The organism is Pseudomonas sp. Pse79 (assembly GCF_024519615.1).
Lineage (GTDB): Bacteria > Pseudomonadota > Gammaproteobacteria > Pseudomonadales > Pseudomonadaceae > Aquipseudomonas > Aquipseudomonas veronii.
In genome coordinates, this window is sequence record NZ_JALJRR010000023.1 from 23,367 (window position 1) to 35,505 (window position 12,139).

Sequence of the window (12,139 nt, forward strand, 5' to 3'; positions counted from 1 at the left end):
ACAAAAAAAGGCGCGCCATCCTGCAGATGGCGCGCCTTTTGGTGAAGCGTCGGAAGGATTAACTACCGGCGACTGTCATCCGCTCGATCAGGACCGAACCTGTACGGATATTGCTGCGCAGCTCCAGGTCGTTACCCACGGCAACGATCTGCTTGAACATGTCGCGCATATTGCCGGCGATGGTCACTTCCTGGACAGCAAACTGAATCTCACCGTTTTCTACCCAGAAACCCGCCGCGCCACGGGAATAATCACCGGTGACCATGTTCAAGCCCTGGCCCATCAATTCAGTCACCAGCAGGCCACGCCCCATGCGTCGCAACAGCGCCGCCTGGTCTTCCTCGCCGTGGGTCACGAACAGGTTATGCACGCCGCCAGCGTTCGCAGTGCTCGGCAGGCCCAGTTTGCGCCCGGCATACGTGCCCAGCACGTAGGAAACCAACTCACCGTTTTCGACGAACGGCTTGGCATAGGTCGCCAGGCCATCGCCGTCGAACGACGAACTGCCCATGGCCCGCATCAGGTGTGGACGCTCGTCGATGGTCAGCCACTGCGGAAACAGCTTCTGGCCAATCGCACCTTCGAGGAACGACGATTTGCGGTACAGGTTGCCGCCGGAAATCGCCCCCAGGAAACTGCCGAACAGACCGCCGGCCAGCTCCGCCGAAAACAGCACCGGCACTTCACAGGTCGGCACCGGGCGCGCGCCCAGGCGGCTCGCGGCACGTTGCGCGGCACGCCGGCCAATGCTGACCGGGTCGGCCAGCAACTCGCCCTGACGGTTCACGTCGTACCAGTAATCGCGCTGCATCTGGCCGTTGGCTTCGGCGATCATCACGCAACTCAGGCTGTGACGCGTCGACGCATAACCGCCGATAAAACCATGGCTGTTGCCGTACACGCGGCAGCCCTGGTGGGTGCTCAAGGTGGTGCCGTCGGCATTCTTGATCCGCGGGTCGGCATCGAACGCCGCCGCTTCGCAGGTCAGCGCTTGTTCGATGGCTTGTTCCGGGGTGATGTCCCAGGCATGGAACAGGTCGAAATCCTGCAGGTCCTTGGCCATCAACGCCTTGTCGGCCAGGCCCGAGCTTTCATCCTCGGACGTGTGCTTGGCAATCGCCAATGCGGCGGCCACCGTCTCGCGAATCGCTTCCGGCCCACTCGCCGAGGTGCTGGCCGAGCCTTTGCGCTGGCCGACGTACAAGGTGATGCCAAACCCCTGGTCGCGGTTGAATTCGACGGTTTCGACTTCCCGCTGACGTACCGACGTCGACAGCCCCTGCTCCAGGGACACAGCCACCTCGCAGGCACTGGCCCCCTGGCGCTTGGCCTCGGCAAGGATCTGCTCGACTTGTTCCTGCAGTGCCGGTAACGCTTGCGGACCGACGCTTTGGGCTGCACTCATGGTTTTCTCCACTCAAATTCTGCTTTCGGTTAAGGCCATCGAGCGACCGGGCCGGACAAGCGGCCCCCGACTGGTTATCATGGCGGCGTTTCTTTGCGGACTGCCACCATGGTTGATTCTTACGACGACTCCCTCGATGGGGAGAAAAGCAAAACCCAGGTCAAACGCGAGCTGCATGCTCTGGTTGACCTCGGCGAGCGCCTTACAACGCTCAAGCCGGACTTGATTGCAAAACTGCCTCTGACCGACGAAATGCGCCGGGCTCTGGCGGATGCACCCAAGCACACCGCGAATATCGCGCGTAAACGGCACATCATGTTCATCGGCAAGCTGATGCGCGATCAGGACACTGACGCGATTCTGACCCTGCTCGATCAACTCGATGCCTCCACTCGCCAGTACAACGAACGCTTCCACAACCTGGAACGTTGGCGTGACCGCCTGATCTCGGGCGATGACGCGGTGCTGGAGAAATTCGTACTGGACTACCCGGACGCGGACCGCCAGCAACTGCGCTCCCTGATCCGTCAGGCCCAGCACGAACTGGCGCAAAACAAGGCGCCGGCCACCAGCCGTAAAATCTTCAAGTACATCCGTGAGCTGGACGAGACTCAACGCGGCCTGCGTTGATCCTCTTCCCCGGGTGGCGGTCTTCGCCACCCGAAGCTCCCGCTCTTACGACCCCGTGCCACCCACGGTGATCGCATCAATTTTCAAGGTTGGCTGACCCACGCCCACCGGCACCGACTGCCCATCCTTGCCGCACGTACCCACGCCGCTGTCCAGTGCCAGGTCGTTACCGACCATCGACACCTTGCTCATCGCTTCCGGCCCGTTACCAATCAACGTCGCGCCTTTGACCGGCACGGTAATCTTGCCGTCTTCGATCAGGTACGCCTCGCTGGTGGAGAACACGAACTTGCCGCTGGTGATGTCCACCTGGCCGCCGCCGAGGTTGGCGCAATAGATCCCGCGTTTGACCGAGGCGATGATTTCCGCCGGGTCACTTTCGCCAGCGAGCATGTAAGTGTTGGTCATGCGCGGCATCGGCAGGTGCGCGTAGGATTCGCGACGGCCGTTACCGGTACGCGCCACGCCCATCAGGCGGGCGTTGAGCTTGTCTTGCATGTAACCCTTGAGCACGCCGTTTTCGATCAGCGTGGTGCATTCGGTCGGAGTGCCTTCGTCATCGATGTTCAACGAGCCACGGCGACCGGCCAGGGTGCCGTCATCGACAATGGTGCACAGTTTGGAGGCGACCATCTCGCCCATGCGCCCGCTGTAGGCCGAACTGCCCTTGCGGTTGAAGTCGCCTTCCAGGCCATGGCCCACGGCTTCGTGGAGCAGTACGCCAGACCAGCCCGAGCCCAACACCACCGGCAAGGTGCCAGCCGGCGCGGGGATGGCTTCCAGGTTGACCAGCGCCTGGCGCAGCGCTTCACGGGCATAACCCATGGCGCGGTCCTCGGCGAGGAAATAACGGTAGTCGGTACGACCGCCGCCGCCGTGCCCACCGCGCTCGCGGCGGCCGTTCTGTTCGACGATCACGCTGACGTTGAAACGCACCAGCGGCCGCACATCCGCCGCCAGGCCGCCGTCGGTGGACGCCACCAGGATGCGTTCCCACACCCCGGCCATGCTCACCGTGACTTGCTGGATACGCGGGTCGAGGGCGCGGGTCGCAGCATCGATACGCTTGAGCAGATCGACTTTTTCTGCGCGGCTGATCACTTCCAGGGGGTTATCCGGCGCGTACAACTGGGCCACGTCCTGGGTGCTGAATGCCTGCACCGTACCGTTCTGGCCGGCGCGGGAAATCGAACGGGCAGCCCGGGCGGCCAGGCCCAAGGCTTCCAGGGTGATCGCGTTGCTGTAGGCGAAACCGGTTTTCTCACCGGATTGCGCGCGCACGCCGACACCCTGGTCGAGGTTGAAACTGCCTTCCTTGACGATCCCGTCTTCCAAAGCCCACGACTCGGAAATCTGCCCCTGGAAATACAGGTCGGCCGCGTCGATGCCCGGCCCGGCCAGATCGCCCAGCACGGTTTGCAGGCTTTCGATGGTCACGCCACCGGGTGCCAGGAGGTGTTCGCTGACTGAGGACAACAACTCGCTCATAGGTTTGGCCTTAAATTCATCGTTCTGAAGCAGGCCGCTGCGCGCCCTGCGAGAAAAAGCGCCGATGGTTGACCACCGGCATGCGCGCCCGTATCGACGCCTGTTCACTGCTGTCGCGTTCGGCCAGCAACACCGCTTCGCCTTGATCCTGTTGCGTCAGTACGCGCCCCCAGGGGTCGACAATCGCCGCGTGGCCATAAGTCTCCCGTGGCCCCGGATGCACCCCGCCCTGGGCGGCCGCCAGCAGATAACACTGGGTCTCGATGGCCCGTGCGCGAATCAGCACATCCCAATGGGCGGCGCCGGTGACCGCGGTGAAGGCCGAGGGCGCGGTAATCAGTTCAGCCCCCGCCGCGCGCAACTCGCTGTACAACTCCGGGAAGCGCAGGTCGTAACACACCGTCAGGCCCAAGCGGCCGACCGGCGTATCCGCCACCACAACGTTGCTCCCGAAAGCATAGTCATCGGATTCACGATAGCGACCGCGCGCGTCCGCCACGTCGACATCGAACAAATGCAGCTTGTCGTAGCGGGCGACGATCTCGCCATGCTCATCGATCAGCAACGAGCAGGCGTTGGCCTTGGCGTTCGGTTGATCCTTGGGCGGCAGCGGCAAAGTGCCAGCCACTATCCATAAGGTGAGGTCGCGGGCGGTCTGTTTCAACCATGGCAGGATCGGTCCTTCACCCAACGCCTCGGCGCGGCCGATGTCGGCCACATCGCGGCGGCCCATGGCGGCGAAGTTTTCCGGCAGCACCGCCAGCCGCGCACCCTTTGCCGCCGCTTGCTCCAGCAGGCGCCGGGCCTGGGCCAGGTTGGCCAGCACATCGCTCTGGCTGACCATTTGAATTACCGCAAAGGACATGGGCCGACACTCCATAAATGGCATGCAGCCATGCTACTCCACAGGCTCTCAGTTTGGTTTTTCAAATGGCTTGTCGAAGCTGATTTTCGGGTCTTTCCATGGCCCTTCGACTTTGTACTGCACGCTGGCAAACCGCGAAACCCGGTCGCCGATCAGCTTGTCGATCAGGAACAGCGCGCCGCCAATGGCCGGCGCGCCGACAATCAGCGCGGCGATCGGCAGGTTGTTGGTCACCGGCAATGTCACCAGCAGCTTGGCATCCACGCGATCAGCCACCAGGTCCAGGGTGCCATTAAGCTCCAGGTTGCTCGACGGCCCCGTCAGGGTGATCGGCTCGCGGGTCACAAACACCCCGTTGCTGGCCGCGAGCAAGCCTTTGACCCGGTCATAACTCAAGCCTTTGCCGAGCAGGTCGGAGAAGTCCAGGCGCAACCGACGGCCGATGGAGTTGAAGTTAAGCAGGCCGAACACCCGCAGCGCCTGGGCGCCACCTTCCACTTCAACGAACTGGCCTTTGCGGAATGTTGCATCCAGGCTGCCGGAAAAACGCTTGGGCCCGACCCAGGCGGGGGAGCCCGGCCAACGACCGTCCACGTCCAGGTGGAAATCTTCACTGGTCACGGTAGGCGCAAAGCCCCAGCCCTTGAGGACATCGGCGATATTCTTGCCATCCAGGCGCCCTTTGTACCAACTGCTGCTGTCGCCCGGCGCGCCTTCCCAACCACCAGCGCCCTTGAGCAGCATGCCCTTGAGGCCCAGGTCCAGGTTGTTGAAGGCCAGGCCCTTGGCGGTCGGTCGGATCTTCAGCGACCACGCGCCGATCAGGTCCGGCCCCTGGAACAGCTGATCAATGCTGATGTCCAGCGCTGGAATATCCTTGGGATCGATGTCGGCCAATGGGTCCGGCGCATTTTCATCCGCCTGTACCGTCGGGTCCACCGCCGGCAGCTTCACGTACTGCAGGTTGACCGCGATGGGGGCGCCCTTGGCGTCCGACAGGTTGACCGTGCCCTTGGCCTGCTGGCTGTCGAACTGCAGGCCCCAAGCCGAGGGTTTGCGGTCAAGCTGGAGGCTGACCTGGTCGAACTGCTGCCCAAAGCCAGTCAACTTGCCCACCTTGAAGTCGGCGCCGCTCAACAGCTGTTTCGCGCTGCCTCCCGGGTCGTTGCCCGCGTAGCGATCGATGAGTTTCTTCCACGGATCGATGTCCAGTTCCGACAGCACACCGCGAATGCGCAGGCCCTTGCTACCGGGCAGCAGCGCATCGCCATCGCCGAGAAACAACTCGCCGCGGCCGTCGCTGAATTTATCCGGCGGCGCAGCAAAGGTGAAGTTCGCCAGGTCGCCGTAATCGAACCAGTAGCGGCGTTCGGCGCCCTGCAAGGTCATGCGGAACACGCTGTCACGGCCCTGACTGGCCGCCATGCCGAACGGTGCCGGCAGGTCCACGGCCACGCCTTTGAGGTTGGAGCTGACCCTCAACTGGCTGTCGGCACCGTCCAGATTGAGCTGCAACTGGTACGGAATATCACCGGACACCGGCAGCGGCTGGCTGATTTTCAACCAGTCCGTCAGGCGCTTGACCGTGACCTGGCCTTTGGCGGTAACGCGGGTGCTGATACTGCCCGGCTTGCCATCCGCGAAGATCTGCGCGGTGATCGGCCGATCGAAGGCTTGCGCCGTGATGTTCTGCCCACTCAGGCCCTTGGCGCTGTCGAAGCGGAAATCCCCCTTGAGCTGGCTCAGGTCCAGTGGCGGCTCAGCCAATTGCAGGCGCGCCTTGTCGGTCTGGAAATCCACCACGATCTTCGGTTCGGTGCCCTTGGCCAGCGGGATATCCAGGTCCAGCTTGCCCTGTAGATCGCCCTCGCCTTTCCAACCGGCAAAGGTCGAAGCGGTGCCTATCGGCGCGTCCTGGAGGATTTTCACGCCATCACCCAGGCCGCCGGCAAACTCACCGGTGAGCAGCAAGTGGCTGTCCTTGCCCGCAGGCGCGTGGGGGATATTGACGTAGATGTCCTTGACGCCGGTATCGAGCAGTTGGCCCTTGCTGGCCAGGATGCGGACACCGCTCTCCTCGACAAACACTTCGCCGTTGACCTTGCTCACATGGGGCCAACCCGGCTGGAACGCCAACTCAGCGTCATGCACCTTGAAAAACAGGCTGATATTGCGCGAAGCCGGCAACGCGCCGTGATTCAGCGAGCCTTGGTACTGGAAGAAGCCTTCATCGACCGCGCCTTTGAGAATCGCGGTACGCAGCCATTCATCCAGCGCCGGGCTCAGCACCGCCGGCAGGTATTTAGGCGTGAAACGTCCATCGCCATCGACCATGCCGACCCGCAGGTCCATGTAGTCTTCCTGGCTATTGTCGAAATGCAGGCGAATCAGGAAGTCGGCGGCGACCTTGCCTTCCTCGCCCAGCACCTTGATATACGGCGCGATCAGGGTGAAACCTTGCTGATCGAGCTTCCAGGTCAGGCGCGCATTGGCCTGGATGTACTGCCAGGGCTTGGCGAAGATCGGGTCGAGGTGCAGGGAAAAGTCCTTGCTGTCCATGCGCAGCTCGCCCTGCCCCAGGTCGCCGCTGATGCTGCCGGAAACGTTACGTGCGGCAGGAGCGCCGAAGTAGGCGTCGAAGCCCACCCGCTCGAGGTTGGCGGCAAAGCTGACTTTCTGATCGGTCGTGTCCTGCGGACGAAAATCCACCAGCACATTGCGCAGCAGACCGGTGGCCTTGAGGTGTTCGATCGTCTTGGCGAAACCTTCCGGCAACGGCGCCAAGGCATTGAGCAACGGGGTGATCGGGGTCAGGTCGAGGCGGTCGGCCTGCAGGTTCCAGACTTCCTGCGCCTTGTCGGTGGCCAGGCGTTGCTGCAATTGCAGACGCGATTCCCAACGGCTATCGCCGATGTTCATCGCCAACGAATCGAACAGCACCTTGAGGCCGCTCTCATTGCGTTGCAGGTAGGCGGTCAGGGCGAGGTTTTCAATGTGGACCGGCTTGCGGTCGGCGTAGCTGCCCTTCACTTGCGGCGAGTTGAGGCGCACCACCGCGCTTTGCACGGTGCCTTTGGCCCAGGTCAGCCAGAATTCACCGCCAGCCTTGAACTGCGTGAGTTTCCACTGCTGGGTCAACCTGGCCGGGACCCATTTGGCCCAATCGCTCTGGGGCAGGCTCAGGTAGGCCTGGACCTCAGCGTCTTTCCAGGCACTGGCGCGGATCTGCGTGCGCAGGCTCAGGGCCAGGGGTTGGCCATCCGGCAGGGTCAGGCGGGCGTCCAGGCGTTGGCGGGTCGCGCCCGTTTGCAAGCTCAGGCCCACATACGTGAAGGTCAGCGGCGCCTGGTCGAACGGCTGCAACGTGACCTGGCTATCCAGCAACGACACGCGCTGGACACTCTGCATGCGCTTGAGCAACTGTTCCGGGTCCAGCGGCTGGTCGTCCTGCACCGGCAGGCCTTGCAGCGCCCAGTGGCCATCCTTGTCTTCCCTGGCGCTCAGTTGCAGGCCGCTGACTTCCAGGTGGGCAATACGCACGTCGCGCGCCATCAGGCTGGCCCAGATGTCCGGCACCACCTGCACCTGATCCAGGCGCAAGGCATTGCTGCCCTCGCCCACCATCACGTCATGGGCCAGCAACACAGGGGCGAAACCGCTCCAGCGGCCTTCAAGGCGACCGATCTGCAGCGGCATATCCACCGCGGCCTGGGCCTTGGCTTCGATTTCTGCGCGGTATTCGGCGACCAGCGGGGTCAATTCACGCCCCAGGCTCACGTACACCGCCGCCAATACCAGCAGCAGGGCGCACAGGCCCAGGCCCCAGCGGGTCAAAGCGGCAAAAAAGCGTGTCAGACGCTCCATGTCAAGCGACCCTCAGGCAGTAGTCGGACCGCAGATCCAGGTCTGTCGGGTTCAGGGAAAGCCAATGAATGAAAATCAGAGCAGCACCACGTCGTATTGTTCCTGGGAGTACATGGTTTCGACCTGAAAACGAATGGTGCGCCCGATAAACCCTTCCAGTTCAGCTACGTTACCGGACTCTTCATCCAGCAAGCGGTCGACCACTTTCTGGTTGGCAAGCACTCTATAACCTTCAGCCTGGTAGGCTCGTGCCTCTCGTAGGATTTCCCGGAAAATCTCGTAGCAAACCGTTTCAGGGGTCTTCAATTTACCGCGCCCCTGGCAACTGCTGCACGGCTCGCACAGCACTTGCTCAAGACTTTCGCGGGTGCGCTTGCGGGTCATCTGCACCAGGCCCAGCTCGGTGATGCCGATGATGTTGGTCTTGGCGTGATCACGTTCCAGCTGCTTCTCGAGGGTGCGCAGCACCTGACGCTGGTGCTCTTCATCTTCCATGTCGATGAAGTCGATGATGATGATCCCGCCCAGGTTGCGCAGGCGCAATTGGCGGGCAATCGCAGTGGCCGCTTCGAGGTTGGTCTTGAAGATGGTCTCTTCAAGGTTGCGGTGCCCCACGAACGCACCGGTGTTGACGTCGATGGTGGTCATGGCTTCGGCCGGGTCCACCACCAGGTAGCCACCGGACTTGAGCGGCACTTTGCGTTCGAGGGCTTTCTGGATTTCGTCTTCGACGCCATACAGGTCGAAGATCGGCCGCTCGCCAGGGTAATGCTCCAGGCGGTCAGCAATTTCCGGCATCAGTTCGGCAACAAATTGCGTGGTGCGCTGGAAGGTTTCCCGCGAGTCGATGCGAATTTTCTCGATCTTGGGGCTGACCAGGTCACGCAAGGTGCGCAGGGCCAGGCCCAGGTCTTCATAGATCACGCTGGGGGCGCCGACGGTCTTGATCTGTGTGCCGATCTGGTCCCACAGGCGCCGCAGATAGCGGATATCCATGAGGATTTCATCGGCACCGGCGCCTTCGGCGGCGGTGCGCAGGATAAACCCACCCGCTTCCTTGATGCCCTCGGCGGCAACGCAGTCGCTGACCACTTTTTTCAGACGCTCGCGCTCGGCTTCGTCTTCAATCTTCAGGGAAATGCCGACATGGGCGGTGCGCGGCATGTACACCAGGTAGCGCGAAGGAATCGACAGTTGCGTGGTCAGCCGCGCACCTTTGGAGCCGATGGGGTCCTTGGTGACTTGCACCACCAGGCTCTGCCCTTCATGCACCAGGGCGCTGATGCTTTCCACCGCCGGGCCTTCACGCAGGGAAATTTCCGAGGCATGGATAAACGCGGCGCGATCCAGGCCGATATCGACGAAGGCGGCCTGCATGCCGGGCAATACGCGCACGACCTTGCCTTTATAGATGTTGCCGACGATCCCGCGCTTCTGGGTGCGCTCGACGTGAACTTCCTGCAGAACACCGTTCTCTACCACCGCCACGCGCGATTCCATCGGCGTGATATTGATCAGAATCTCTTCACTCATGGCTGGGTCTCGTTCAGGCGTTTTCACAATAGTGGCCGATCGCTTAAGGCTGGGCGCTGGTGTACGGCGTTCAGCGCGCGGTAAGGTTTTGCCAACAGGGTATGCCGAATTGGCCAAGCAACTGCGCGGTTTCGCACACCGGCAAGCCGACCACGGCGGAATAACTGCCATTGAGCCCGGCCACAAACACCGAGCCCAGCCCCTGGATAGCATAACCCCCGGCCTTGTCCTGAGGTTCGCCACTGTGCCAGTAGCTTGTAGCCTCCTCGACAGAAATCCCACGAAAAAGTACGCGACTGCTTACACATCGGGTGTCACAGCGCTGACCGTCCGTGAGAGCAACCGCCGTCAGCACTTCATGTTCACGCCCTGCCAGCGCCAGCAACATGGCCAGGCCGTCGGCCTGATCCACCGGTTTGCCAAGGATCTGGCCGTCGACGATCACCGCCGTGTCGGCGCCCAGCACACAGGCCCCGGAGGTTTCCTCGAGGGCAGCGAAACCCGCCGCGGCCTTGGCGCGCGCCAGACGCTCGACGTAGGAAACGGGAGATTCGTTGGTAAGAGGCGTTTCATCAATCGCGGCGCTGACCACGGTAAACGGCACACCGATCTGGGTCAGCAGTTCACGCCGCCTTGGGGAGCCCGAGGCCAGATAAAGCGAATTCATTGCAGACTCTCCCTGTGGGGTTCGATAACCAGGCAGAGCCTCGCAATCCATTCAATTGATTTTATAGCGGCGACATAACCCGCGCAGACCGAAACTGACCCACGGCCACAGCAACGCGCTGACCAGGGCCGGCAACACCAGTGCCAAGGTCGGCTGTCGGTTGCCGGTCAAGGCACTGAGCCACAGCTGCACCAACTGCGCCAGGCCGAAGATCACCAGGATCACCAGGCACTGTTGCCACATCGGGAACATGCGCAGGCGCTGCTGCAATGAGAGCACCAGGAAGGTGATCAAGGTCAGGATCAACGCGTTCTGCCCCAGCAAGGTGCCATAGAGCACATCTTCCGCCAAGCCCAGAAACATTGCGGTGACCATGCCCACTTTATGCGGCAGGTTCAGCGACCAGAATGCCAGCAGCAGGGCCAGCCAGAGCGGACGCAGGATTTCCATGAACTGCGGCAGCGGCGAAACACTGAGCAGCAAGCCGAGAGCAAAGGTCAGCCAGACGATCCAGCCATTGCGCGAATGAGTACCGGCCATTATTCCTCCCTCTGCCGCGTGGTTGCCCGGGCGGCGGGCGTCGCGGGCGCAGGCGCGGCGGCCGGCGGTTTGGTCGCCGCCGGTTTCACCGGGCGAGCGCTGTGAGCGGCCGGCTTGGCTGGCGTGGCCACGGGCGCAGTCACCGCCGGCGCTGTTGCAGGCGGTGTGGCTGGCGCGGGCTTGGGTACGGTCGCCGGGATGATCGGCGTGGTGCCGTTGCGTTTGTCTTCCGCTTCCTGGGCCTGAGCGGCGTCGTTGGCACGCTCTTCCGGGGTGCGGTTGTCGCTGAAGACCAGCAACAGGTAGCGGCTGCGGTTCAGCGCGGCCGTCGGCACGGCGCGGACAATCGCGAAAGGCTGGCCGGAGTCGTGGATCACTTCCTTGACCGTCGCCACCGGATAACCCGCCGGGAAGCGCTGACCCAGGCCGGAACTGACCAGCAGGTCGCCTTCCTTGATATCGGCGGTGTCGGCCACATGACGCAGTTCCAGCCGCTCCGGGTTACCCGTACCGCTGGCAATCGCGCGCAGGCCGTTGCGGTTGACCTGCACCGGAATGCTGTGGGTGGTGTCCGTCAGCAGCAATACCCGCGATGTGTAGGGCATCAACTCGACCACCTGCCCCATCAGGCCACGGGCATCGAGTACCGGCTGGCCAAGAACCACACCGTCGCGCTCACCCTTGTTGATGATGATGCGATGGGTAAAGGGATTGGGGTCCATGCCGATCAACTCGGCGACTTCGACCTTCTCGTTGACCAGAGCGGAGGAGTTGAGCAACTCGCGCAGCCGAACGTTCTGCTCGGTGAGGGCCGCCAGCTTTTGCATGCGCCCCTGCAGCAGCAGGTTTTCAGTCTTGAGTTTTTCGTTCTCGGCGACCAGCTCGGTGCGGCTGCCGAATTGGCTGGCCACGCCCTGGTAGAGACGTTGCGGCAGGTCGGTGATCCAGTAAGTCTGCATCAACACCAGCGACATCTGGCTACGCACGGGCTTGAGCAGTGCAAAGCGAGCATCGACCACCATCAGCGCGACCGAAAGCACGACCAGCACCAATAAGCGCACGCCCAATGAGGGGCCTTTGGCGAAAAGCGGTTTAATAGGCCGCTCCTCCCAGGCAAATGTTCTCTCTATTCATACGGCATCTAACC

General features: G+C 62.4%; 9 protein-coding genes. 1 reads left to right on the forward strand and 8 read right to left on the reverse strand.

The genetic code is table 11. The features are described 5' to 3' along the window. Positions 1–58: 58 nt before the first annotated feature. On the reverse strand, positions 59–1,405 hold the full coding sequence (pmbA, locus tag NR164_RS23790) for a metalloprotease PmbA (RefSeq protein WP_017845992.1): 1,347 nt from the start codon (positions 1,403–1,405) through the stop codon (positions 59–61). 108 nt (positions 1,406–1,513) lie between these two features. Here pmbA and yjgA point away from each other — a divergent pair, with 108 nt between their 5' ends. Beyond that, the gene (yjgA, locus tag NR164_RS23795; protein ID WP_010567685.1) at positions 1,514–2,035 is read left to right on the forward strand and encodes a ribosome biogenesis factor YjgA; all 522 of its coding nucleotides are present in this window, start codon (positions 1,514–1,516) and stop codon (positions 2,033–2,035) included. A gap of 45 nt (positions 2,036–2,080) precedes the next feature. Here the strand turns inward: yjgA and tldD are convergent, their stop codons facing one another. From tldD to mreC, 7 genes are all read right to left on the reverse strand, one after another. Continuing rightward, entirely contained in the window at positions 2,081–3,523 is a 1,443-nt protein-coding gene (gene tldD / locus NR164_RS23800) for a metalloprotease TldD (protein ID WP_046384681.1), read from the reverse strand. A gap of 16 nt (positions 3,524–3,539) precedes the next feature. Beyond that, positions 3,540–4,388, reverse strand: a complete 849-nt coding sequence (locus NR164_RS23805; RefSeq protein WP_017845994.1) for a carbon-nitrogen hydrolase family protein — start codon at positions 4,386–4,388, stop codon at positions 3,540–3,542. 48 nt (positions 4,389–4,436) lie between these two features. Further along, positions 4,437–8,252 (reverse strand): YhdP family protein, encoded by a 3,816-nt coding sequence (locus NR164_RS23810; RefSeq protein WP_256823336.1) that lies wholly within the window; start codon positions 8,250–8,252, stop codon positions 4,437–4,439. Positions 8,253–8,327: 75 nt separating this feature from the next. Continuing rightward, positions 8,328–9,785, reverse strand: a complete 1,458-nt coding sequence (gene rng, locus NR164_RS23815; protein WP_046384684.1) for a ribonuclease G — start codon at positions 9,783–9,785, stop codon at positions 8,328–8,330. 70 nt (positions 9,786–9,855) lie between these two features. Next, the gene (locus tag NR164_RS23820; RefSeq protein ID WP_256823337.1) at positions 9,856–10,452 is read right to left on the reverse strand and encodes a nucleoside triphosphate pyrophosphatase; all 597 of its coding nucleotides are present in this window, start codon (positions 10,450–10,452) and stop codon (positions 9,856–9,858) included. A 51-nt stretch (positions 10,453–10,503) separates the two neighbouring features. Beyond that, entirely contained in the window at positions 10,504–10,992 is a 489-nt protein-coding gene (mreD, locus tag NR164_RS23825) for a rod shape-determining protein MreD (protein WP_046384686.1), read from the reverse strand. Continuing rightward, on the reverse strand, positions 10,992–12,089 hold the full coding sequence (mreC, locus tag NR164_RS23830) for a rod shape-determining protein MreC (RefSeq protein WP_082643815.1): 1,098 nt from the start codon (positions 12,087–12,089) through the stop codon (positions 10,992–10,994). Before mreC ends, mreD begins: the two co-directional genes overlap by 1 nt. Positions 12,090–12,139 lie beyond the last annotated feature (50 nt).